Source organism: Streptomyces argenteolus, assembly GCF_042902585.1.
Classification (GTDB): domain Bacteria; phylum Actinomycetota; class Actinomycetes; order Streptomycetales; family Streptomycetaceae; genus Streptomyces; species Streptomyces argenteolus.
This window is the reverse complement of record NZ_JBIBEG010000001.1, coordinates 449,635-473,124: the sequence shown is the minus strand read 5'-3', so window position 1 is coordinate 473,124 and position 23,490 is coordinate 449,635. Positions and strand designations below refer to the sequence as shown.

At 71.6% G+C, this 23,490-nt stretch carries 19 protein-coding genes and 1 tRNA gene; 16 read left to right on the top strand and 4 right to left on the bottom strand.

Annotated features, from left to right (window positions below):
• Positions 1-153 precede the first annotated feature (153 nt).
• Entirely contained in the window at positions 154-1,041 is an 888-nt protein-coding gene (gene ligD, locus ACFY8O_RS02055) for a non-homologous end-joining DNA ligase (RefSeq protein ID WP_387897941.1), read from the bottom strand.
• 59 nt (positions 1,042-1,100) lie between these two features.
• On the opposite strand from ligD, the gene ku reads away from it, so the two are divergent.
• Positions 1,101-2,291: a non-homologous end joining protein Ku gene (gene ku / locus ACFY8O_RS02050; protein ID WP_387897938.1), complete on the top strand. Its 1,191-nt coding sequence runs from the start codon at positions 1,101-1,103 to the stop codon at positions 2,289-2,291.
• A gap of 45 nt (positions 2,292-2,336) precedes the next feature.
• Here the strand turns inward: ku and ACFY8O_RS02045 are convergent, their stop codons facing one another.
• The gene (locus ACFY8O_RS02045) at positions 2,337-4,013 is read right to left on the bottom strand and encodes a hypothetical protein (protein WP_387897935.1); all 1,677 of its coding nucleotides are present in this window, start codon (positions 4,011-4,013) and stop codon (positions 2,337-2,339) included.
• A gap of 329 nt (positions 4,014-4,342) precedes the next feature.
• Between ACFY8O_RS02045 and ACFY8O_RS02040 the strand changes: the two genes are divergently transcribed.
• From ACFY8O_RS02040 to ACFY8O_RS02010, 7 genes are all read left to right on the top strand, one after another.
• Complete coding sequence (locus tag ACFY8O_RS02040) at positions 4,343-5,623, top strand: serine hydroxymethyltransferase (protein WP_145803193.1); 1,281 nt, start codon at positions 4,343-4,345, stop codon at positions 5,621-5,623.
• Positions 5,624-5,785: 162 nt separating this feature from the next.
• Entirely contained in the window at positions 5,786-6,961 is a 1,176-nt protein-coding gene (locus tag ACFY8O_RS02035; protein ID WP_387897931.1) for a nuclease-related domain-containing protein, read from the top strand.
• 163 nt (positions 6,962-7,124) lie between these two features.
• Positions 7,125-8,084, top strand: coding sequence for a D-2-hydroxyacid dehydrogenase family protein (locus ACFY8O_RS02030; protein WP_145803189.1), 960 nt, complete (start codon positions 7,125-7,127; stop codon positions 8,082-8,084).
• Between the two features lie 99 nt (positions 8,085-8,183).
• Complete coding sequence (locus tag ACFY8O_RS02025; protein ID WP_387897928.1) at positions 8,184-8,864, top strand: formylglycine-generating enzyme family protein; 681 nt, start codon at positions 8,184-8,186, stop codon at positions 8,862-8,864.
• 65 nt (positions 8,865-8,929) lie between these two features.
• On the top strand, positions 8,930-9,478 hold the full coding sequence (locus tag ACFY8O_RS02020; protein ID WP_387897925.1) for a DUF488 domain-containing protein: 549 nt from the start codon (positions 8,930-8,932) through the stop codon (positions 9,476-9,478).
• A 75-nt stretch (positions 9,479-9,553) separates the two neighbouring features.
• Positions 9,554-10,285, top strand: a complete 732-nt coding sequence (locus ACFY8O_RS02015) for a DUF7873 family protein (protein WP_387897922.1) — start codon at positions 9,554-9,556, stop codon at positions 10,283-10,285.
• 540 nt (positions 10,286-10,825) lie between these two features.
• Positions 10,826-11,683 carry a hypothetical protein gene (locus tag ACFY8O_RS02010; RefSeq protein WP_387897919.1) on the top strand — a complete coding sequence of 286 codons (858 nt, stop codon included), beginning with the start codon at positions 10,826-10,828 and terminating at the stop codon, positions 11,681-11,683.
• A 51-nt stretch (positions 11,684-11,734) separates the two neighbouring features.
• Here the strand turns inward: ACFY8O_RS02010 and ACFY8O_RS02005 are convergent, their stop codons facing one another.
• Together ACFY8O_RS02005 and ACFY8O_RS02000 are read right to left on the bottom strand one after the other, a co-directional pair.
• On the bottom strand, positions 11,735-11,878 hold the full coding sequence (locus tag ACFY8O_RS02005) for a hypothetical protein (protein WP_387897916.1): 144 nt from the start codon (positions 11,876-11,878) through the stop codon (positions 11,735-11,737).
• Positions 11,879-12,092: 214 nt separating this feature from the next.
• Positions 12,093-12,164: transfer RNA gene (locus tag ACFY8O_RS02000), tRNA-Arg, on the bottom strand.
• 137 nt (positions 12,165-12,301) lie between these two features.
• Here ACFY8O_RS02000 and ACFY8O_RS01995 point away from each other — a divergent pair.
• The 8 genes from ACFY8O_RS01995 (at position 12,302) to ACFY8O_RS01960 (ending at position 23,431) form a co-directional block, all read left to right on the top strand.
• Positions 12,302-12,784, top strand: a complete 483-nt coding sequence (locus ACFY8O_RS01995; protein ID WP_387897913.1) for a response regulator — start codon at positions 12,302-12,304, stop codon at positions 12,782-12,784.
• Positions 12,785-12,874: 90 nt separating this feature from the next.
• Entirely contained in the window at positions 12,875-13,945 is a 1,071-nt protein-coding gene (gene nrtL, locus ACFY8O_RS01990; RefSeq protein WP_387897910.1) for an ArgS-related anticodon-binding protein NrtL, read from the top strand.
• A 24-nt stretch (positions 13,946-13,969) separates the two neighbouring features.
• Positions 13,970-15,361, top strand: a complete 1,392-nt coding sequence (lysA, locus tag ACFY8O_RS01985; RefSeq protein ID WP_387897907.1) for a diaminopimelate decarboxylase — start codon at positions 13,970-13,972, stop codon at positions 15,359-15,361.
• 95 nt (positions 15,362-15,456) lie between these two features.
• A complete protein-coding gene (locus ACFY8O_RS01980; protein WP_387897904.1) occupies positions 15,457-16,812 on the top strand; it encodes a homoserine dehydrogenase in 1,356 nt (451 codons plus the stop codon).
• A 6-nt stretch (positions 16,813-16,818) separates the two neighbouring features.
• Entirely contained in the window at positions 16,819-17,889 is a 1,071-nt protein-coding gene (gene thrC / locus ACFY8O_RS01975) for a threonine synthase (protein WP_145803172.1), read from the top strand.
• A gap of 297 nt (positions 17,890-18,186) precedes the next feature.
• Positions 18,187-19,104, top strand: a complete 918-nt coding sequence (gene thrB / locus ACFY8O_RS01970) for a homoserine kinase (RefSeq protein ID WP_145803170.1) — start codon at positions 18,187-18,189, stop codon at positions 19,102-19,104.
• A gap of 388 nt (positions 19,105-19,492) precedes the next feature.
• Positions 19,493-21,553 carry a transcription termination factor Rho gene (gene rho / locus ACFY8O_RS01965; RefSeq protein ID WP_387897899.1) on the top strand — a complete coding sequence of 687 codons (2,061 nt, stop codon included), beginning with the start codon at positions 19,493-19,495 and terminating at the stop codon, positions 21,551-21,553.
• A gap of 216 nt (positions 21,554-21,769) precedes the next feature.
• The gene (locus tag ACFY8O_RS01960) at positions 21,770-23,431 is read left to right on the top strand and encodes a trypsin-like serine protease (RefSeq protein ID WP_387897896.1); all 1,662 of its coding nucleotides are present in this window, start codon (positions 21,770-21,772) and stop codon (positions 23,429-23,431) included.
• Positions 23,432-23,490 lie beyond the last annotated feature (59 nt).

Genomic DNA, 23,490 nt, shown 5'->3' with positions numbered 1-23,490 from the left:
CCGCGTCCCGGAAGCGGCGGGAAACCGCGTCCGCGAAGCAGCGCCTGCGCAGAGTGTGCACCACCGCCAGGACAATCCACCCGCCACTTGCGGCCTTTCCTCACGGCGCCCCGACGGCTGTGAACAGGCTGTGCGCGTCCCGTCGGCTCAGCGTCAGGGAAGAGGCCTCGCCTGCACGGGATCGTTCAGCGGAGCGAGGAGATCCCCGTGCCGGTCCAGCCGCGCGGCCATGTCGCCCGCGAGGAAGACCAGCTCCTCCGGGGCCTCGCACGCCTCGATCTCGTCCCAGGTGACGGGCGCCGACACGGTGGGGCGGCCCTTCGCGCGCAAGGTGTACGGGGCCGCGGTCGTCTTCGCCGCGGCGTTCTGGCTGAAATCCACGAAGACCTTCCCGGGCCGCAGGGCGCGCGTCATCCGGTGCACCGCCAGGTCGGGCAGCGCGCCCTGCGCCTCCACGGCCAGCTCCTTGGCGTACGCCGTCACCTCCTCGGAGGGCGTGGGCACCAGCGGGACCAGCAGGTGCAGCCCCTTGGAACCGGAGGTCTTCCCGTAGGCCGCAAGCCCGTCCGCCGCCAGCCGCTCCCGCAGCCACAGGGCGACCACGCGGCACTCGACGGCGCTCGCGGGCGGTCCGGGGTCCAGGTCGAACACCATGCGGTCGGCCACGGCGGGGGAGTCCTGCCGCCACTGATGGGTGTGGAACTCCACCACCAGGTTCGCCGCCCACATCAGCGAGGGGAGGTCCTGCGCGAGCACCTGCCGGGCGCCCGGGTCGTCGCTGCGCGGCACCGGGGCCGTACGCACCCACTCGGGCGTACCGGGCGGCGGATTCTTCGTGAAGAAGCGCAGCCCCTCCGGGCCGTCCGGATAGCGCAGGAAGGACAGCGGGCGGTCGCGCAGATGGGGCAGCATCGCGTCCGCCGCCGTGGCCGCGTAGTAGTGCAGCACCTCGCCCTTGGTGGTCCCGGAGGCCGGATAGAGCACCTTGTCGAGGTTGCTGAGCGCCAGGCGCCGCCCCTCCACCTCTGTGATCGGCGTCATACGATAAGAATCACATGAAATCGTATCGATGAGGGCGTAGCGGGCGTAAGGGGTGAACGGTGAGGTCCATCTGGAACGGCTCCATCTCGTTCGGACTGGTCAGCATCCCGGTCAAGCTCATGAACGCCACCGAGAACCACTCGATCTCCTTCCGGCAGATCCACCTCGCCGACGGTGGCCGGATCCGGTACCACAAGGTCTGCGAGCTGGACGAGGAGGCGGTCCCCGCCTCGGAGACCGTCAAGGCGTACGAGGACGCCGACGGCACGGTGATCCCGGTGACCGACGAGGACCTCGCCTCGCTCCCGCTCCCCACCGCCAAGACGATCGAGATCGAGGGCTTCGTGCCCCCGTCGGCCATCGATCCCCTCCAGCTGGACTCGGCGTACTACCTCTCGGCCAACGGCGTCCCGGCCGCCAAGCCGTACGCCCTGCTGCGGGAGGCCTTGAGGCGCAGCGGGAAGGTGGCCGTCGCGAAGTACGCCCTGCGGGGGCGGGAACGGCTCGGCATGCTGCGGGTGGTCGACGACGTGATCGCCATGCACGGCCTGCTGTGGCCGGACGAGATCCGCGCCCCGGAAGGCGTGGCCCCCGACGCGGGCGTCAAGGTCCGTGACGCCGAACTCGACCTGGCCGACGCGCTGATGAACACCCTCGGTGACGCCGACATGGACACGCTCCACGACGACTACCGCGAGGCGGTCGAGGAACTCGTCGCGGCGAAGGCGGCGGGCGAACCCGTCGCGCAGACGGAGGGCGAGGAGCCCGAGGGCAAGGTCATCGACCTGATGGCCGCGCTGGAGAGCAGCGTGCGGGCCGCGCAGGAGTCCCACGGGCAGGACGGCGGGCGCGAGGGAGGGGTGGCGGACGTCCACCCCATCGGCTCCGGCCGCGGCGGTGCGAAGAAGACCGGTCCCTCCGGGCGGGCCCCGGCGAAACGGGGGGAGAGCGGGAAGTCCGCAGGGGGGAGGACGGCCGCGAAGAAGACGGCCGCGAGGAAGGCGCCCGCGAAGAAGACCTCGGCTGACGGGGCGGCGGAGGGTGAGGCGAGCGCGGGCAGGGCCCCCGCGAAGAAGTCCGCCGCGGGGAAGACCGGCACGAAGCAGACCGCCGCGAAGAAGACCCCGGCGAAGAAGACCGCCGAGAAGAAGGCCGCGACGGGGAAGGCCCCCGCGAAGAAGGCACAGGCCACGAAGACGACGGCGGCGAAGACGTCCGGCGGGGGCACGCGCAAGCGCGCCTCCGCCTGACGCGCCTCCGCCTGACGCGTCACCGCACCGGCCGAGGCGGGCCGCTCACCGGCGGGCGGTCGCGGGTTCCAGCGGGTCCGGCAGCAGGGGCAGGTCCAGGCCGTACTTGTCCTGCTCGACGACGTACGTACAACTCGTGTACGAGTAACCGGGCTTGACGCTGGTGCCCGAGGTGTAGTTGTCCACGGCCGCCTCCTCGTCCGAGCCGCGCTTGTACAGGAAGTGGTAGTCGCCCGCCGGGAGGCTCAGCCGTACCTTCGGGTACGACCTGCCGTTCGCCCGGCAGGACTTCGCCGAGCCGGCGGCCTCGCTGGAGTACCGCGCGCAGCCGCCGCAGCCCTTCAGCTTCACCTTGCCCGTGACCGGGCCCGTGTAGAGCACCTCGACTCCGGAGGGCGCGTCGTTGCTGATGACCAGCTCCATGCGGGCGCCCCCGGGCCTGCCGCTCCTGGGCAGTCGCTTTCCGGCCGCCGGGCGGTCCTCGGCTATCTCGGCCGCTATGGCGATGTTCCGGGCCTGCTGCCTGCGGCCGTCGTCCTTGTAGGTGTCCGCGAAATCGCCCAGGGTCTGCCGGGCCTCGGCGAACCGCTCGTGCGTGAACTCGTCCACGCCGCAGGCGTACACCCCGTCGCGCACTCCGGCCTCGGCCTGCGGCTCCAGCGCGGACAGGGAGGTTCCGGGGAGCGCGGCGACCAGGGTGCGCGTGCCGCGCAGCTGCTCGGTCACCGTGCAGGGGTCCCCGCTCCTCAGGCCCGCGACCTGCTTGCGTATCGTCGCGCTGATCGCCGGGCCGACCTGTCCGGCCTGCGCGGAGTCGGGGAACGTACGCAGCAGGGCGCCCAGCTCCTCGCCGCCCGAACTCGTCCCCGTACCACCGAGGCGGGAGACGCCGCAGGCGTACAGCGACTCCGCGAGCGGGGTGTCGGGCCAGCCCGCGAGATCGCCGAGCAGCTTCCCGTCCACGCTCTCGGGCACCGTCCGCAGATAGGTCAGGGGAGCGACCGCCTCGCAGTGCTCCTTCGCGCGGTACGGCGCGGCGACCGTGTCGTAGTAGGCCTGGAGCCGTGCGGGCACGAGGGCGGCGGCCCGCGAGCCCTGATGCCTCTCGCCCAGCTCCCGGTAGAGGGTGAGCGCGCGGTGGTAGTCGGGCCGGGACAGGGCGAACGGGCTCTTCGCCGCCTTCGCGACCAGAACGTCGCCCTTCTCCAGACGGTCCAGCAGCTCCTGCTCCACGGCCTCGTCCCGGGCGGAGCCGTAGGCGAAGGCGCCACCGACCGGGACCGCGAGCAGCAGCAGCCCCAGGACCGCCGCGATCAGCGGCCGGGGCGGCCGTCCGGTGTCCGTGCGCAGCGCGATGCGGGCCGCGTCGGCACCCGCCAGGACGAGCACCAGGAGATAGGCGGCCACGAGTGCGCCGGGCACCCCGTCGGGATCGGCGGGCAGGGCGACCAGCAGGAAGATCCCGGTCGCCGCCCAGCTCACCGCGGCCCGGCGCGGGCGCCGCACCAGGAGGTGGCCGAGGCCCAGGCCCGAGAGGCCGAGCAGTCCAGCGGCGAGGGCGCGCGGTGCTGCCCCCTGCGGAGGCGGGCCGGCCGACGGCCCCGCGGGCGGTGGCGGCGGCCGGAATCCGCCCCACGCGGCCCCGGGAGGGCGCTCCGTCCCCGGCTCCGTCCCGAACCCCGGTCCGGTTCCGGGCGCACCCGGCTGATCACGTGACTCCATCACGGCCCCCCACCGCCGAACCTCGTCAGGTCCCGGGGAAACTGCCCAGTTCCGTACCCGTTCACGCACCCTCGGGGGCGTCCGGAGGAAATGGCGCGAAAGGTCCGCTCCGAGGGCGTACGGGCCGGACGGGGCGCGCTGCCGGATCGGCCCCGCGCGCAGTAGAGTGCCCGGTGCCGCGACTGGCGCGCACCCTTCGGGTGCTCCGTGGAACCGACCACGAGGGAGCGGCACACTCCGGGCACGCCCGGGGCGTCATCGCCGGAGGGCCGTCCGCCTGGGCTGTCCGGGTCCACGTCGCCCCGTGCGACCGACCCGGGAGGAACCCCGTGGCCGTACAGCCGTCCGATGCCCGCCGCCCCGCCCTGACAGCCGCAGATCCCGAACTCGCCGCACTGGTGGACGCCGAGGAGCGGCTCCAGGCGGACACCCTGCGCCTGATCCCCAGCGAGAACTACGTCTCCGCCGCCGTGCTGGAGGCGTCCGGCACCGTCCTGCAGAACAAGTACTCCGAGGGCTACCCCGGGAAGCGCTACTACGAGGGCCAGCAGGTCATCGACCAGGTAGAGACACTCGCCGTGGAGCGGGCCAAGGCGCTGTTCCGCATGGACCACGCCAACGTGCAGCCGTATTCGGGCTCCCCGGCCAACCTCGCCGCCTACCTGGCGTTCCTGGAACCCGGTGACACCGTCCTCGGCATGTCGCTGCCGATGGGCGGGCACCTGACGCACGGCTGGGACGTCTCCGCCACGGGCACGTGGTTCCGGGGCGTGCGCTACGGGGTGCGCCGCGACACCGGGCGCATCGACCTGGACGAGGTGCGCGACCTGGCGCGTGCCGAGCGCCCCAAGGTGATCTTCTGCGGAGGGACCGCGGTGCCCCGCGTGATCGACTTCGCCGGCTTCGCCGAGATCGCCCGTGAGGTGGACGCGGTCTTGGTGGCCGACATCGCCCACATCGCGGGGCTGATCGCGGGAGGCGCGCACCCCTCGCCCGCCCCGTACGCCGACGTGGTGTCCACCACCACCCACAAGACCCTGCGCGGGCCGCGCGGGGCGATGCTGCTGACCCGGGCGGAGCACGCCAGGGCCGTCGACCGGGCCGTGTTCCCCGGGCTCCAGGGCGGGCCGCACAACCAGACCACCGCAGCCATCGCCGTGGCGCTGAAGGAGGCGGCAGGGGACGGGTTCGCCGCGTACGCGCACCAGGTCGTCGCCAACGCCCGGGTACTGGGGGAGGAGCTGGCGGCCCGGGGCTTCGACCTCGTCTCCGGCGGCACGGACAACCACCTGCTGCTGGCCGACCTCACCGGCAAGGGCGTGTCCGGGAAGATCGCGGCCAAGGCCCTCGACCGCGCCGGGATCGTCGTCAACTACAACACCGTCCCCTACGACCCGCGCAAGCCGTTCGACCCGTCCGGCATCCGTATCGGCACCCCCGCGCTCACCTCCCGGGGCATCCCCGCGTCCGAGATGGCGGCGGTGGCGGAGTGGATCGGTCTGGTGGTCGATGCCGCTCGTACAGGTGACGAAGCGACCGTTTCCGCGGTCCGTGACGAGGTCAGGACGATGATGGACGCCTATCCGGCGCCGGGGCTCCCCCTGGTCTGACGGGGGCGCCGGAGCAGTCCGCTCCGGGGGCACACGGGGCCCGGACTGCTCCGGAACGCCGGGCCCCCGATCCCGCGCGCCCGTTCTGCGCCCTGTGCGGCCGCCGGATCGCCGTAGAGGCTGGCGGAGACGGACGCCGGAGCTGTGAACAGAGGGGGCACGATGCAGGATCTCAAGGTCACGTCATGGCAGCTCTTCGGGCACGACCGGCTGTATGTGAACCTGCCGGACGGCACCGCGATCGGATGGGCGGACCGGGGCAGCGGCACGATCACGGTGCTGCACCCGCGGTACCGCGACGCCGTGACCGACGCGCTCGCGCGGCAGGTCCCGGACCTGCCGGCGCTCGTCGGCGAGGAGGGCCCGGCGGGGCCGCCGGCACCCCGCACGCCGCCGCAGGTCCCGAGAATCCCTCCGGTGCGGGGACTGCGTAAACGGGGCGTCGCGGTGAACGGCGTGCCCGCGCAGAAACCGCCGCCCGCGGCGGAGTCGATGCCCGTACGGAGGCCGGAACCCGGAGAGACCGGGCAGCCTGTGGAGGACGGCACCGCGGTGGCGGCGCCTGGCCGGCCGGCCGGGGGCGCGGGGGCGGAGGCGCCCGGACAGCCCGGCGAGGGCGCTGCGGGGGTGGCGCCCTCGGCCGGGGAGGAGCGGGTCCGGCCGCCGCTGTCCGTGCCGCGCCGGGAAGGCTCCCCGCGCGGGCCCGTCCTGCCCGCGCTCACACCGGCGAACGACCTCGCGGCGCGCCGGCCGGGCGCCGCACTGCGCAAGCAGCTCGGCGAGTCCGGCACCGGGGCGCTCGTCCGGGCGGCCACCGGAGCGCTGCGACGGCACAAGGACCCGGACCCGCGCCGGAGCGCCCTCGCGGGGGAGCGGCGCGTCGGGGCCGAGCTCAAACGGCTGACCCGGCACGGCTGGCGGGTCCTGCACTCCGTGCCCCTGCCGGACGGTACGGAGATCGGGCATCTGCTCATGGGGCCCGGTGGAGTGTTCGCGGTGGGCACCGAGCACCGCCCCGGCGCATCGGTACGGATCGGCGACGGCACCGTGCGGATCGACGAGGGGACCCCGCAGCCGTACGTGCTGGACGCCGTCCCCGGCACCCGGTGGGCCCGGGCCGTCCTGGGGGCGCACTGCGTCTTCGAGGTGCCCGTCCAGTCCGTCCTGGTGTTCACCGGCGTCACCGCGCTCGAGGTGGTCGCGACCCCGCCGGGCATCCGGGTCTGCCGCGAGCGGCAGGTGTCCGCTCTCGCCCCGCTGACCGGCGTGCTCACCCCCACCCAGGTGGAGCGGGTCTACGACGTGGCGCGCAACGGGGAGGCCTGGCTGGACGCGTGAGGGCGGGCCGGAGCCGGTAGATTCCCGGGTGCTGCCGCAGGCCTGCCCGGGCCGCCGGAGCCGGCCGCCGGAAGCTGTGTCGCTGGAGGCTGAGCCGGCGAAGGACGGCCGGCGAAGGACGGGCCGCCGCGGAGCCTTGCCGCGCCGCCGAAGGGGAAGACACATGAAGCTCCGCTGTGCCGTGCTCGACGACTACCAGTCCGTGGCGTCCACCGCCGCCGACTGGTCGCCCGTCACCGGTGAGGTCGACGTCGTGTGTTTCGCGGACCACTGTGCGAGCGAGGACGAACTCGCCACGCGGCTGGCCGAGTTCGACATCGTCGTCACGCTCCGGGAACGGGTGCCCTTCCCGGCGACCCTGATCGAGCGGCTGCCGCGCCTGCGGCTGCTCGTCGCGTCCGGCATGCGCAACACGTCCATCGACCACGCCGCCGCCCGACGCCACGGCGTCACCGTCTGCGGGACCGCCAGCACGGCCACACCGCCCGTCGAGCTCACCTGGGCCCTGCTGCTCGGCCTGGCGCGGGGGATCGTGACCGAGGCCAACGCCCTGCGGGACGGCGGCCCCTGGCAGTCCACCGTCGGCGCCGACCTGCACGGGCGCAGGCTCGGCCTCCTCGGCCTCGGCAGGATCGGCACCAGGGTCGCCGCGGTCGGCCTCGCCTTCGGGATGGACGTGGTGGCCTGGAGTCACCACCTCACCCAGGAGCGGGCCGAAGCGGCCGGGGTGGGACTCGCCGCCTCCAAGGAGGAGCTGCTGGAGACCAGCGACTTCGTCTCCGTGCACCTGGTCCTCGGCGAGCGCACCCGGGGGCTGCTGGGCGCGAAGGAGCTCGGTCTGATGCGGCCCGGCAGCTACCTGGTCAACACGTCGCGGGCGGCGATCGTCGACCAGGACGCGCTGCTCGACGTCCTGCGGCGGGGAGCCATCGCCGGGGCCGGAGTCGACGTGTTCGACGTCGAGCCCCTCCCGGCTGGCCACCCGATGCGCGGCGCCCCGCGCCTGCTGGCCACACCGCACCTGGGGTATGTGTCACAGGCCAACTACGCCGCGTACTACGGCCACGCGGTCGAGGACATCCGCGCCTACCTCGACGGAGAGCCCGTCCGCAGGCTCGGCTGAGGCGGTCCCGTCGCGGGAGCCGGTTCACCGGCGGTCGTCCGCCGGTCGAAGTAGCCTGTGCACGAGGGCACTTCGGCCCTCGGTGAAGGAGGGCGCCGCGTGAGCCTGCTCGACGACGAGACGGCAGCAGGCATGGTCCGGATCCCGGCCGGCACCGTCGATCTCCGCGACGACCGCCGCGGGACACGGTGGCAGGAGGCCGTCCAGCCGTTCCTGCTGGCCCGCCTCCCCGTCACGCTCGGGCAGTACTGGGCTCTCACGGACACGGCCCCCGACCTCTCGGTGTCCCACGCCCTGCCGGTGACGAACGTCAGCTGGCTCGACGCCGTCGACCTCTGCAACCGCTTCTCGGCCCGTGTCGGCCTGGCCCCGGTCTACTCCCGCGACGCACGGAGCGGCGAGGTCGTGCGCGACCTCGCCGCCGACGGCTACCGCCTGCCCACGGAGGCGGAGTGGCAGTACGCGTGCAAGGCGGGTACCACCGGCTACCGCTACGGCGAACTCGACAGCATCGCCTGGTACGAGGACAACGCGGACGGCAGGCTCCACGACGTCGGCGGCAGGTCTCCGAACGCCTGGGGCCTGTACGACATGCTGGGCAACGTCTGGGAGTGGTGCTGGGACCTCTACGACGAGGAGGTCTACGGCGCCTACCGCACCTTCCGCGGCGGCGGCTGGGCCGAGGCTGAGCGCGGCTGCGGCGCCACGGTGCGCCGTCGCAGCCACCCCACGTTCGCGATCGACGACCTCGGTTTCCGGATGGCCCGCAACGCGGGCTGACCGGCGCGGGGGACGCCTGGGTGTCGCGAGCGGCCCCAGGGCGCGGCGGAGGGCATCATGACGTGGTGCGTGAGATCTGGACGGTCGGCCACTGGACGTGCCCGGAGGAGACGTTCATCGGCCTGCTCGACGCCCAGCGCGTCGATGCCCTGGCGGACGTCCGGGCGCACCCCGGTTCGCGCCGGAGCCCGCAGTTCTCGCGTGACGTGATGCCCGAGTGGCTGGAGCGGGCGGGGATCGACTACGCCTACCTGGACGAGCTCGGCGGCCGGCGGCGCAAGCAGGACGTGGACCCCGCCGTCAACGCGGGCTGGCACAACCCCAGCTTCAGGAACTACGCCGACTACACCCTCCTCCCGGCCTACGAGCAGGGCATCACCCGCCTGACCTCGCTCGCGGAGCACGGCCGTGTCGCCGTCATGTGCGGCGAGCCGATGCCGTGGCGCTGCCATCGCCTGCTGATCGCCAACACCCTCACCGCCCGCGGCTGGACGGTCCGGCACATCCTGGGCTCCGGCTCCGGCTCCTTCGAGACCCGCGTTCACGAACTGGGTGCCTGGGGTGCGGAGCCCCGGGTCGACGGACGCGGCCGGGTGACGTACCCGGCTCCGTAGTCCGGACCCCGCTGAAAAACCGTACGGACGATCGAGGTCGCGTGCGGTACGTTCCTGTCACTCGAAGGGGGCGAAGTGACCAAGCTCAACCAGATCATCGCCGTGGAGAAGGGTGTCAAGAGCAAGTCGCTCCAGGACATCACCGCGGCCCACCACAAGGTGCAGAAGACGGCGCTGCTGGCCGGCATCTCGCGTACGTACCAGCCGAAGGACGAGGAGGGCGAGCAGCTGCCGCCCGAGTCCGCCCGGGTGCAGGTCAAGGCCGAGGAGGCGCTGCGTGAGATGTCCGCGTCGCTGACCCGCCTGTTCGACGTGACCGCGACGAAGGACTGGGCGAACTGCACGGCCCGCGCAGACGTGACCGTCGACGGACGCACGATCGTCGCCGAGGTCCCGGTCAGCTACCTGCTGTTCCTGGAGAAGCAGCTCACCGACCTGCACACCTTCGTGAAGAAGCTCCCGGTCCTGGACGCCTCCGAGTCCTGGTCGCTCGACCCGTCGACGGACTGGTGGAAGACGGACCCGGTCCGCACGATCCGCACGAAGAAGGTGCCGCGCAACCACGTCAAGGCGGAGGCGACGGACAAGCACCCGGCCCAGGTCGATGTGTACTACGAGGACGTCCCGATCGGGTACTGGACGACCGTGAAGTTCTCCGGAGCGCTTCCGGCGCGCCGGGTGAACGAGCTGATGGAGCGGGTCGAGAAGCTCCAGCACGCGGTGAAGTTCGCCCGCGAGGAGGCGAACGGCGCCGAGGTCACCGACCGGCGGGTCGGCGACGCGGTGTTCGGCTACCTGTTCGGCTGACGCCGGACGCGCCAGGCGGCACCCCAAGAACGCCCCCGCGCCAATGCCGTGGGGGCTGCGCACCCTGCACGAGGCGGAATTGAGGTCCGCCCCGTGTGACGAGCGCAAGCTGAAACTGAACGTTCAGCCTGAAGACGCGGTGACGGTGGAGGTTCGAGTCCTCCCCCCGGCTCCACCTGCCGGGGTGGCCCAACATGGCAGAGGCAGCCGCGATCAATCTCAGACTCTCGCTCCAGCTTCAGTATCGCCGCCGATTGCCAGATCGACCGAGTACGGACGAACACCGTTGAATGCTGGTTCGAATCCGGCCTGCGCCTCTACGCGGCGCGGTAGTTCAAAGGCAGAACGCGACGGTATGACGACTGATCCGCACTCTTAAACGGCGCTGGCAAGCGCAATTGGGTGGCAACCCCAGGGGCCCGGGAGCTGGATACGACTCCCGGGCTCCGCCACGTCCGGGGCGGGACGGTCGTGGGACGCGGGCTCGCTCCTGCACGAGTTCCGGGGATACGCGTCACCCGTCTGATGTACGTTCCGGGCATGGTCAAGGGACAAGTGAGCGAGAACCCGGAGTCACGTTTCTCCGCTCTTCTGGCGGGCGCGGCAAGGCTTCCGGGCGTACGGGTCGACCGGGAGGCGTACCTCCGGACGGCGCTCGCCCGGCACTGCCCGGAAGAAGATGTGCTCAGGGCGATGGAAGAGACCCCCGCAGCGGCGGGTATCCCTCTTGACGTTCTGGACAGGGTGGCGAACGAGTCCATCCGCTACGAGACCGCCAAGGTGAGCGCGCTCTCCGCGGCGGCGGGACTTCCTGGAGTCCTCGCCCTGCCGGCCACGGTGCCTGCCGATCTGGCCCAGTACGTCGGCCACATGCTGCGCATCGCGCAGAAGCTCGCCTACCTCTACAGCTGGCCCGATCTCTTCTCCACGGACAAGGACGACCTCGATGACGCCACCAAGGGAGTGCTCACGCTCTTCTTCGGAGTGATGTTCGGGACGCAGTCCGCGAACGCCGCCGTGGGCAAGGTGGCGGAGGCGATGGCCGAGCAGGTCGCCAAGAAGCTGCCTCAGCAGGCCCTGACCAAGGGTGTCGTCTACCCCATCGTGAAGAAGGTCGCCGAGTATCTCGGCGTCGAGATGACGAAGCAGACCTTCGCCAAGTCCGTGTCGAAGGCCATTCCCCTCGTCGGGGCCGCGGTTTCCGGCGGGCTCACGTACGCGACCTTCCGCCCCATGTCCAAGAGGCTCAAGACGCATCTCTCCGGCCTGGAACTCGCCAGGCCGGCCGGGGGTCAGGTCATCCCGGGTGAGGTCATCCAGGACGAGGACCGTCCGGCGGCGGACGAGGCGAAGATCCCGAAGCCTGGTCGTGACTGGCGTCTCCTGAAGCGCCGATAGGCCGCGTCACGGGCCCGGCGGGAGGACGGTCGGGCGTCGTCGAGGGGCGGTTCAGCAGTCGGAGAAGTTCCCGTACATGCCCACCTCGGTGTCCGAGACGACGACCAGGCCGTAGTCCTCCGACGGGCGTCCGAAGCCACCGGTCGTGGCGGTGGCGCAGGCGCGGAACCGCCAGGACGAAACGGCGACAGGCACGCGGGGCGTGCGGACGGCTCACCGGAAGAGATCGTGCCGGGGCTCTTCATCGGCCATGCCCCGCGCTTCCCGCTGCGCGCGGGGCCTGGTCCGTGCCCTGGATCCCGAGGGTGCGGCTCCGGAGAGAAGAGCCGCCCTGGCGGCCCCACATGAAAAAGACCCCCTGCGCAGTGTTTCCACTGGCGAGAGGGTCTTTTCGGCACTTCCTGCGAAGTGCCCCCGGCAGGATTCGAACCTGCGCACCCGGCTCCGGAGGCCGATGCTCTATCCCCTGAGCTACGGGGGCGATGTCGCTGCGCTCGGCGGCGACGAGTGAAACCCTACCAGCTCCGAGGGGGTGTCCGGGAACAGGTATTTCCGCGTCGCGCGTGCCCCCGTGGGGCGGACGCGGGAGGGGAGCCGGCCACTCCTGCGGGGGCGGAAGTGGGCAAAACCCGGACGCGGCTCCTCCGGTCGACCTACTCTCGAAGGGTGTCAGGGGCGTACGGCCGCGTGCTTGTTGTGGACGACAACAAGGTCATCCGGCAGCTGATCAGGGTCAATCTCGAGCTGGAGGGCTTCGAGGTCGTGACCGCGGCCGATGGTGTCGAGTGCCTGGACCTCGTGCACGACGTCCGCCCCGATGTGATCACGCTGGACGTGGTCATGCCCCGGCTCGACGGGATCCAGACCGCGGCCAGGCTGCGTGCCGATCCCCGGACCGTGGACCTGCCCGTCGCCGTCGTGAGTGCCTGCACGCCGTACGAGGTGGAGTCCGGGGAGTACGTGGGGGTCGACGCCTTCCTCGCCAAGCCGTTCGAGCCGAGCGAGCTGGTGCGCATCGTGCGGCGGCTCGCGCAGCGGGGGAGCAGGGTGCCGCTGGACGGCAGGCGTGGGGCGGGAACGGCAGGGAGCACGGCCGGCTGAGCGGGTGGCCGGACGCACGGCCGGCGGGTCGGTGACCGTATGGCGAAACCGGTTGGCGAAGTGCCCCCCTTCCTCCCATACGCTTGTCCCGTGACCCCCGCAGATCTCTCCCGGACCGTGCTGCACGCTGTGCGCCGTGCGGTCGACGAGGACGCCCTGCGCGCGCCCGTGCCCGCCCGCGTGCGGGTGGAGCGGACGCGGCCCGGCGGGAGCGGGGACTACGCCTGCGCGGTGGCGCTGCAGCTGGCGGGGCCCGCGGGGCTTCCGGCGCGTGGGGTGGCCGAGATCCTGCGCGAGCGGGTGGCCGGGGCGCCCGGCATCGGGCGCGTCGAGATCACCGGTCCGGGCTTCCTGAACTTCACGCTCGCCCCCTCCGCAGGCGGAGTCGCCCGCTCCGCCCGCGTCCACGAGGTGCTGGAGCGGGGAGTGCGCTACGGACGGGGCGACGTCTGCGCCGGCCAGATCCATCAGCTCCACCACCGGCGCGAGGTCCGGGCGGCGGTCGTGGCGGCCACGGTGGCGAAGCTGCTCCGCGCGCAGGGTGCCCTGGTGCGCACCACCTGCGAGGAGACCCCCGACCCCGGCTGGGCGCGTCTCGGCGTGACCGTCGACGGGCACGGGCACCCTCCCACCCCCCTGAGGGAGACGCGCCCCGTCCCCGCCGGAGCCGGCGCGGGAGAGCTCCTGGAGCGGCTCGGCGTGGACGCCGCCCGGTGGGGGCTGCTGAGGCCCGCCGGGCACGACCACGCGGCCCTCGGCCGCGAACTCCTCGTACAGGGGGAGGACAACCCCCTCTTCCTGGTCCGTTACGCCCACTCCCGCGCCCGCGCGCTCGTCCGCGAGGGCGCGCGGCTCGGCGTCACAGGCGTGTACGAGCACTCCGCCGACGTTCCCGCGCCCGCGCTGCACGCCGCGCTCGACGACTACCCCTCCGTCCTCGCCGCCGCCGCCCGTCACCAGGCACCCGACCGGCTCGCCAGGCATCTCGAAACGCTGGCCGACGCTTTCCTCGACCTCCAGGGCGCGACCCCGCCCCTGCCCGCCGGCGACGAGAAACCCTCGGCCGCCCACCGCTCCCGGCTGGCTCTTGCCGAAGCCGCCGGGACGGTGCTCGCAGGCGGCCTGTCCCTGCTCGGCATCAGCGCGCCCGAACACCTCTGAGACCTGAGAGAGCAGAGCAGAACGATGAGCCGATCCGCACACCCCGCCGGGCCCCGTCACGCCGACGTCCTCCCCGAGGGCCACTACACCGCCCCGGCCACCGACCTGAACGAGCTGGACGCGAAGGTCTGGTCGCGTACGGTCACCCGTGACGCGGACGGCGCGCTCACCGTCGGTGGGATCGAAGTCGCGCGGCTGGCCGAGGAGTTCGGCACCCCGGCGTACTTCCTCGACGAGGCCGACTTCCGGTCGCGCTGCCGCGCCTGGGCCGACGCCTTCGGTCCGGACGCCGATGTCTTCTACGCAGGCAAGGCCTTCCTGTCCCGCGCCGTCGTGCGCTGGCTCGAGGAGGAGGGCCTGAACCTGGACGTCTGCTCCGGCGGCGAGCTCACCACCGCGCTGGCGGCGGGGATGCCCGCCGAGCGGATCGCCTTCCACGGCAACAACAAGACCGTCGCGGAGATCGAGCGGGCCGTGGAGGCCGGCGTCGGGCGGATCGTGCTCGACTCCTTCCAGGAGATCGCGCGCGTCTCCCACATCGCCCAGGCGCTCGGCACCCGCCAGCGCGTCCAGATCCGCGTCACGGTCGGCGTGGAGGCGCACACCCACGAGTTCATCGCCACCGCGCACGAGGACCAGAAGTTCGGCATCGCGCTCGCCGACGGGCAGGCGGCGGAAGCGGTCCGCAGGGCGCTCACCCTGGACGGGCTGGAGCTCATCGGCATCCACTCGCACATCGGTTCGCAGATCTTCGACATGGCCGGCTTCGAGGTCTCCGCGCGGCGCGTCGTGCAGCTGCTCGCGGAGATCCGCGACGAGCACGGCATCGAGCTCCCGGAGATCGACCTCGGCGGCGGCCTCGGCATCGCGTACACCTCGGAGGACGACCCCCGCGAGCCGCACGAGATCGCCAAGGCGCTGGGCGACATCGTGACCCGCGAGTGCGAGGCGGCCGGTCTGGCCACCCCGCGCATCTCCGTGGAGCCCGGCCGCGCGATCGTCGGCCCGACCGCCTTCACCCTGTACGAGGTCGGCACCATCAAGCCCCTGGAGGGCCTGCGGACGTACGTGAGTGTCGACGGCGGCATGTCGGACAACATCCGTACCGCTCTCTACGACGCCGAGTACAGCGTCGCCCTCGTCTCGCGCAGCTCGGACGCCGCGCCCATGCTCGTACGCGTCGTCGGCAAGCACTGCGAGAGTGGTGACATCGTGGTCAAGGACGCGTTCCTGCCGTCCGACCTGGCACCGGGCGACCTGATCGCGGTGCCTGCCACCGGGGCGTACTGCCGCTCCATGGCGAGCAACTACAACCACGCGCTGCGCCCGCCCGTCGTCGCCGTGCGTGACGGTGAGGCGCGGGTCATCGTCCGGCGCGAGACGGAGGAAGATCTCCTGCGTCTCGATGTCGGCTGATGAAATTCACATCTCAAAATCCGGACGGGTGGCAGAAACCCCCGTCCGGTGAGTGAGACTGGTCCACACATCAGAAGTATGAGAAACGAGGTCGGATGATGCGTACGCGTCCGCTGAAGGTGGCGCTGCTGGGCTGTGGAGTGGTCGGCTCAGAGGTGGCGCGCATCATGACGACGCACGCCGACGACCTCGCCGCGCGCATCGGCGCGCCGGTCGAGCTCGCCGGTGTCGCCGTCCGCCGGCCCTCCAAGGTGCGGGAGGGGATCGACCCCGCCCTGATCACCACCGACGCGACCGCCCTGGTCAAACGGGGCGACATCGACGTGGTCGTCGAGGTCATCGGGGGCATCGAGCCCGCCCGCACGCTCATCACCACGGCCTTCGAACACGGCGCGGGCGTCGTCTCGGCCAACAAGGCACTGCTCGCCGAGGACGGCTCCGCGCTCCACGCCGCCGCGGAGCGCAACGGCAGGGACCTCTACTACGAGGCGGCCGTGGCCGGCGCCATCCCGCTCGTCCGCCCGCTGCGCGAGTCCCTGGCGGGCGACAAGGTCAACCGGGTGCTCGGCATCGTCAACGGCACGACCAACTTCATCCTCGACAAGATGGACACCAGCGGCGCCGGCTACTCGGAGGCGCTCGACGAGGCCACGGCGCTCGGTTACGCCGAGGCCGACCCGACGGCCGACGTGGAGGGCTTCGACGCCGCCGCGAAGGCCGCGATCCTGGCCGGCATCGCCTTCCACACCCGGGTGAAGATCGGTGAGGTGCACCGTGAGGGCATCACCGAGGTCACCGCCGCCGACATCGCCTCCGCCCGCCGCATGGGCTGTACGGTCAAGCTGCTCGCGATCTGCGAGCGCGCCGCCGACGGCAAATCCGTCACCGCGAGGGTGCATCCCGCGATGATCCCGCTCAGCCACCCGCTCGCCTCCGTCCGCGAGGCGTACAACGCGGTCTTCGTCGAGGCCGAGGCGGCCGGGCAGCTCATGTTCTACGGCCCCGGCGCCGGCGGCGCCCCGACCGCCTCCGCGGTCCTCGGTGACCTGGTCGCCGTGTGCCGCAACATCATCGGCGCGACCACCGGCCCCGGTGAGTCCGCGTACACGCGCCTGCCCGTCAGCCCCATGGGCGATGTCGTCACGCGCTACCACATCAGTCTCGACGTGGCCGACAAGCCTGGCGTACTCGCCCAGGTCGCGACGGTCTTCGCCGAACAGGGCGTATCGATCGATACGGTCCGACAGCAGAGCCGACATTCGAGCAGCGGCGACGAAGTCGTCATCGAGCAGGGCGGCAGCGGGCGACGAGTGGGCGGGGACGGCGAGGCATCCCTCGTCGTCGTCACCCACCGCGCGCCCGACGCCGCCCTCTCCGGGACCGTCGAAGCGCTGCGCAAGCTGGACACCGTGCGCGGTGTCGCCAGCATCATGCGTGTTGAAGGGGAGTAAGGACCCATGACCACCAAGGGCACCCACCAGTGGCGCGGCATCATCGAGGAGTACCGGGACCGGCTTCCGGTCACGAGCACGACGCCGGTCGTCACCCTGCGTGAAGGCGGTACGCCGCTCGTTCCGGCGCAGGTCCTCTCCGAGCGCACGGGCTGCGAGGTGCACCTCAAGGTCGAGGGCGCCAACCCGACGGGTTCGTTCAAGGACCGCGGCATGACCATGGCGATCACCCGCGCCAAGGAGGAGGGCGCGCAGGCCGTCATCTGCGCCTCCACCGGCAACACCTCCGCCTCCGCCGCCGCGTACGCCGTGCGCGCCGGCATGGTCTGCGCCGTCCTCGTGCCGCGCGGCAAGATCGCGCTCGGCAAGATGGGGCAGGCCCTCGTCCACGGCGCGAAGATCCTCCAGGTCGACGGCAACTTCGACGACTGCCTGACGCTGGCCCGCAGCCTCTCGGACAACTACCCGGTGGCGCTGGTCAATTCGGTGAACCCGGTCCGTATCGAGGGCCAGAAGACCGCCGCGTTCGAGATCGTCGACGCGCTCGGCGACGCCCCCGACATCCACGTCCTCCCGGTGGGCAACGCGGGCAACATCACGGCGTACTGGAAGGGCTACAAGGAGTACGCCGGGGACGCGATCTCCACCCACACGCCCCGGATGTGGGGCTTCCAGGCCTCGGGTTCGGCGCCCATCGTGCGCGGCGAGATCGTCAAGGACCCGGCGACCATCGCCACGGCGATCCGCATCGGCAACCCGGCCTCCTGGCAGTACGCACTGGACGCGCGGGACGAGTCGGGCGGCTTCATCGACGAGGTGACGGACCGTCAGATTCTGTCCGCATACCGCCTGTTGGCGTCGCAGGAAGGTGTCTTCGTCGAGCCCGCGTCGGCCGCGTCCGTGGCCGGTCTGCTCAAGGCCGCCGAAGAGGGCAAGGTCGACCCCGGCCAGAAGATCGTCTGCACCGTCACCGGCAACGGGCTGAAGGACCCCGACTGGGCCGTCGCGGGTGCTCCGCAGCCGGTCACGGTCCCGGTGGACGCGGTCGCCGCCGCCGAGAAGCTGGGCCTGGCCTGACGGCCGAGGCGGCCGGGAGGCGGGCCTCGCCCGCCCGGCCGCCGTGGCAGCTCCCCGCCTCCAGGGGCGGAGAGCGCATGGGAGGTGTGCGACACGCATCGTGCGCCTCCTGTGCGCCCTATGTCGCCACAGAACCTTCCTTCGATAAGCTGTACTCAACCCGCCCCGCCGCATCCGCCGCGGTGCAGCAGCCGTCGTGACTGCCGGGTCCCCCATCCCCCGCACAACGGCACCCCACGCACGCCGAAGTACCCTGCACCACATCCCCGCCGCCGTACAGGAAGAGTCGTCCAACCGATGGCCGGTCCCGCGTTCCGAGCCGCCGCCGTCCGGGTGCGCGTCCCCGCAACCAGCGCCAACCTGGGCCCGGGTTTCGACGCCCTCGGCCTCTCGCTGGGGCTCTACGACGACGTGGTCGTCCGGGTCGCCGATTCCGGGCTGCACATCGACATCGCGGGTGAGGGCGCCGAGACGCTTCCCCGCGACGAGAGCCACCTGCTCGTACGCTCCCTGCGCACCGCCTTCGACCTGCTCGGCGGACAGCCCCGCGGTCTCGAGATCGTCTGCGCCAACCGCATCCCGCACGGCCGTGGCCTCGGTTCCTCCTCCGCGGCCATCTGCGCCGGCATCGTCGCCGCCCGCGCCGTGACGACGGGCGGCGAGGCCCGCCTCGACGACGCCGCCCTGCTGGAGCTGGCGACCGAGATCGAGGGCCACCCCGACAACGTCGCCGCCTGCCTCCTCGGCGGATTCACCCTCGCCTGGATGGACGGCGGAGCCGCCAGGGCGATCAGGATGGACCCCGCGGACTCGGTCGTTCCGGTGGTCTTCGTCCCGGCCACGCCGGTGCTGACCGAGACCGCCCGCGGCCTGCTGCCGCGCACCGTCCCGCACGTGGACGCGGCGGCCAACGCCGGCCGCGCCGCCCTGCTCGTCGAGGCCCTGACCAGGCGTCCCGAGCTGCTGCTCGCCGCCACAGAGGACCGCATCCACCAGGAGTACCGGGGTCCCGCGATGCCGCAGAGCGTGGAGCTGGTGAACCGGCTGCGCGCCGACGGCGTCCCCGCCGTCATCTCCGGCGCGGGGCCCACCGTGCTCGCGCTGACGGAGGAGGGCTCCGCCGACAAGGTCGCCCGGCTGGCGGGTGAGGGCTGGGCGGCGAACCGGCTCTCTCTCGACGCCCCGGGTGCGAGCGTGCTGCCGCTCGCCGCGTGATCGCATGTGATTGCCGGTGCATGAGAGGGGGAATGTTTGTTGGAGCCGGTAGTGTTAACCTCAAGTCAGCAATCGACGTCTTCGTGGCGCGTTGCTTCGTGTCCCCCTCCGGGACCACCACTCTTCCGGGAGCCTCCCCGACTGCCTGAGCAGCCTGCCTGAGCTTTCGAGCACGCTCCGGAACCGGCACGACACCCTCTTGCTCGTCCAGGAGTGGGCCGAGCAGGGGGATCTCGCGCCGGAACCCCGCACATTCATCTCTCCGCCGTACCCGGCGGACCACCGCCCCGGCACGGTCCGCGATCGACACGATCAACAGACCGCAGTCGGACAGCACAACCGGTCGCCGAGCCAGAAGGCCGACGTCCGCTCCAGGGAAGGACCCTTCGTGAGCGACACCACCGATCTGATGGGCGTGACTGCCGACAAGAGCGTCGACAGCTCCGTGCCCGCCGAAGGTGCTGCCACTGGCACCACCGCACGGCGCCGCCGCTCCGGCACCGGCCTCGAGGGCATGGTCCTGGCCGAGCTGCAGCAGGTCGCGTCCGGCCTCGGCATCAGGGGGACTGCGCGGATGCGCAAGAGCCAGCTGATCGAGGTCATCAAGGAGGCGCAGGCCGGAGGCTCCTCCACGCCCGCCCCCAAGGCCGCCGCGTCCGCCGGTACGGACACCGCGAGCAAGCCGAAGCGGCGCGCCACGTCCAAGTCGCGCACCGGTGACGAGACCGCCGCCGCGCCGGCCGAGAAGGCCGCCGCCCAGCAGCAGATCGACATCCCCGGTCAGCCGGCCAGCGACGACCAGCCCCAGGGCGAGCGTCGCCGTCGCCGCGCCACCGCGCAGGCGGGCAGCCCCGACACCAAGGCCGAGTCCAAGGCGGAGCCGCAGGCCGAGCCGAAGGCCGAGCCCCGCCAGGACAAGGGCGAGGGCCGCCAGGACCGCGCCGACGAGCGCGGCGAGGCGAAGGGCGACGCCAAGGCCGAGTCCGCCGCGGACGCCGCCGAGGGCCGCCGTGGCGACCGCCAGGACGGCCGTCGCGGCGACCGCCAGGAGCGCGGTGACCGCGGTGACCGCCGGGACCGCCAGCGCGACCGCCGCGGCAAGGGCGACGACCAGGGCCAGCAGGGCGGCGGACGCCGTCAGGGCCAGCAGGGCGGCGGCCAGAGCCAGGGCCCGCAGGGTGGCGGCCAGCAGGACGACGGTTACGACGACGAGAGCGGCCGGCGCGGACGCAGGGGCCGCTACCGCGACCGCCGCGGCCGTCGTGGACGCGACGACTTCGCGACCGACGTGCAGGTGGCCGACGACGACGTCCTGATCCCCGTCGCGGGCATCCTCGACATCCTCGACAACTACGCGTTCATCCGGACCTCCGGCTACCTGCCGGGCCCGAACGACGTGTACGTCTCGCTGGCCCAGGTCCGCAAGAACGGACTGCGCAAGGGTGACCACGTCACCGGTGCGGTGCGCCAGCCCAAGGACGGCGAGCGCCGCGAGAAGTTCAACGCGCTGGTCCGCCTCGACTCCGTCAACGGCATGGCGCCGGAGAGCGGCCGGGGACGCCCCGAGTTCCAGAAGCTGACCCCGCTGTACCCGCAGGACAGGCTCCGTCTGGAGACCGACTCCAACGTCCTGACCACCCGGATCATCGACCTGGTCGCCCCGATCGGCAAGGGCCAGCGAGGCCTGATCGTGGCCCCGCCGAAGACCGGTAAGACCATGATCCTCCAGGCCATCGCCAACGCGATCACGGTCAACAGCCCCGAGTGCCACCTGATGGTCGTCCTGGTCGACGAGCGTCCGGAAGAGGTCACCGACATGCAGCGGTCGGTGAAGGGCGAGGTCATCTCCTCGACCTTCGACCGTCCCGCCGAGGACCACACCACGGTCGCCGAGCTCGCCATCGAGCGTGCGAAGCGCCTCGTGGAGCTGGGGCACGACGTGGTGGTCCTGCTGGACTCGATCACCCGCCTGGGCCGCGCCTACAACCTGGCGGCACCGGCCTCCGGCCGCATCCTGTCCGGTGGTGTCGACTCGACCGCGCTGTACCCGCCGAAGCGCTTCTTCGGTGCGGCGCGCAACATCGAGGACGGCGGTTCGCTGACCATCCTGGCCACCGCGCTCGTCGAGACCGGCTCGCGCATGGACGAGGTGATCTTCGAGGAGTTCAAGGGCACCGGCAACATGGAGCTCAAGCTCGACCGGAAGCTCTCGGACAAGCGCATCTTCCCGGCGGTGGACGTGGACGCGTCCAGCACCCGTAAGGAAGAAATCCTCCTCGGTACCGACGAATTGGCCGTCGTCTGGAAGCTGCGCCGGGTGCTCCACGCGCTCGACCAGCAGCAGGCGATCGAGCTGCTGCTGGACCGGATGAAGAAGACGCAGTCGAATGCGGAGTTCCTGCTCCAGATCCAGAAGACCACGCCGGGCAACGGCAATGGGAACGACTGAATTCACTTCTGACGCAGTACCGGTCAAGTTTCTCTGAAATCCGCCCTGTTACTTCGGTGACGGGGCGGATTTCTGCATGTACCATTCAACTTGCCGTCACTCTCCCCCCACTTACGGCACCACACACCACATGCTTTTGGACAACGGGAGACTTGTGTGCGCATGTCGCGTCGTGGCATATCGGTAGGAAGAATCAGCAGATACCTCGCTGCCGGTATGGCCACGCTGGCACTCCTGGGGGGCGGCCTGACGGCCACCGCCCAGGCCGATGACGGCGGCGAGCAGTTCCTGCCGCCGAAGGGCGCCAAGGTGGTCAGCCCGAAGAACATGTCGTCGAAGATAATCGGCGGTACAGGTACGTCGTTCAGCAGCGCCCCCTGGATGGTGCAGCTCCTGTTCGAGTACGACAACGACGGATATTTCTACTTCACCTGCGGCGGCACGCTCGTCGCGCCCAACAAGGTGATGACGGCGGCGCACTGCGTCACCGACGAGAACGGCAAAGCGCTCGACATGGCGGGGCACGGAATGGTGCTCGCCGGCACCGCCAAGCTCGCGGGTGGTCCTGCCGACGAGGGAACCGCCGTCGGAATCACCCGTTCCTACTTCGCGGGTACGTACAACGCGGACGCGATCGACAACGACATCGCGCTGCTGACGCTCTCCAAGCCGCTGTCCTACACCCCGGCCCAGCCGGCCTCGTACGGCGACACCGCCCGGTACGCCCCGGGCACCGTGGCCACCACGTACGGCTGGGGCATGACGGGTTCCGACTGGGACCTCTCCCCGCTGTCGGACACCCTCCTGCGCCTGGAGCAGCCGCTGCAGTCGGACGCCGACTGCTCGGCGAACCTCGACACGGCCGTGAACATCCCGGGTGCCTACAAGCCCGGGCACATGATCTGCGCGGGCGTGGGCGGCACGGGCAACGACGCCACGGGCAAGGCGACCTGCCCCGGTGACTCGGGCAGCCCGATGTTCGTCAGCGGCAGGGTCATCGGCATCACCTCGTGGGGTGTGGCCAGTGACTTCGAGGCCTGCAACATGCAGGGCACGTACGACGTGTACACCAAGGTGTCGACGTACTACCGCTCGATCCAGCCGCGGATCGACGACACCAGCTTCAGCCGGGACCACCGCGCCGACCTGTTCGCCCGCACCACCGGGGCGACGGGTTACACCATGAACTCCACCGGTGAGGCGCTCGCCGCGCGCAAGGTCCTCGCCGGCTCGTACAGCGCGTACAACCTGATCATCCAGACGGACCTCAACCGTGACGGTTACGAGGACCTCATCGCCCGGCAGAGCTCGACGGGCGACGTCTACTGGCTGCACCGGTCGGCGACCAGCTCGACCTACGCCAAGACGAAGATGTTCAGCGGCTGGAAGACCGTCCGCGCGATCGTGGCCCCCGGCGACGTGAACAACGACGGCAAGGGCGACGTCCTGGCGGTCACCTCCACCGGTGACCTGCTGGTGTACCCGAGCTACGGCAACGGGAAGTTCAACACGGCGGTCAAGGCGGCTGCCGGCTACCAGGTGTACAACCAGGTCCGCGGTCACGGTGACTTCACCTACGACGGCAAGAACGACCTGCTGCTGCGCCGCGGCGGCACCAACGACCTCTACCTCGCCAAGGGCACCGGCAAGTCCACCGCCCCGTTCGAGGTCCCGGTCAAGGTCCGCAGCAACTGGTCCGCCTACGACCTGCTGGTCACGCCCGGCGACGTCAACGGCGACGCCAAGTCCGACCTCGTGGCGCGCACGCCCGCGGGCGCCCTGTACCTCCTCAAGGGGACGGGCGTCGGCACCTCGGAGATCTTTGCCACACAGGTGAAGCTCGGAACCGGCTGGAACAGCTACTACACGGTCAGCTGAAACACCAGGTGAGCGCCGGGTTCCCGGCCCGCTCACCCGCTCCGGGAGAGGCCCCCGCC

Bases quoted from the DNA above. Each gene is read 5' to 3' on its own strand.
- ACFY8O_RS02030 (WP_145803189.1), top strand. From the start codon at position 7,125: ATGAAGCTCCGCTGTGCCGTGCTCGACGACTACCAGTCCGTGGCGTCC.
- ACFY8O_RS02045 (WP_387897935.1), bottom strand. From the start codon at position 4,013: ATGGAGTCACGTGATCAGCCGGGTGCGCCCGGAACCGGACCGGGGTTC.
- ACFY8O_RS02035 (WP_387897931.1), top strand. From the start codon at position 5,786: ATGCAGGATCTCAAGGTCACGTCATGGCAGCTCTTCGGGCACGACCGG.
- thrC (WP_145803172.1), top strand. From the start codon at position 16,819: ATGACCACCAAGGGCACCCACCAGTGGCGCGGCATCATCGAGGAGTAC.
- ligD (WP_387897941.1), bottom strand. From the start codon at position 1,041: ATGACGCCGATCACAGAGGTGGAGGGGCGGCGCCTGGCGCTCAGCAAC.
- ACFY8O_RS01960 (WP_387897896.1), top strand. From the start codon at position 21,770: ATGGCCACGCTGGCACTCCTGGGGGGCGGCCTGACGGCCACCGCCCAG.
- lysA (WP_387897907.1), top strand. From the start codon at position 13,970: ATGAGCCGATCCGCACACCCCGCCGGGCCCCGTCACGCCGACGTCCTC.
- ACFY8O_RS01980 (WP_387897904.1), top strand. From the start codon at position 15,457: ATGATGCGTACGCGTCCGCTGAAGGTGGCGCTGCTGGGCTGTGGAGTG.
- thrB (WP_145803170.1), top strand. From the start codon at position 18,187: ATGGCCGGTCCCGCGTTCCGAGCCGCCGCCGTCCGGGTGCGCGTCCCC.
- ACFY8O_RS02010 (WP_387897919.1), top strand. From the start codon at position 10,826: ATGGTCAAGGGACAAGTGAGCGAGAACCCGGAGTCACGTTTCTCCGCT.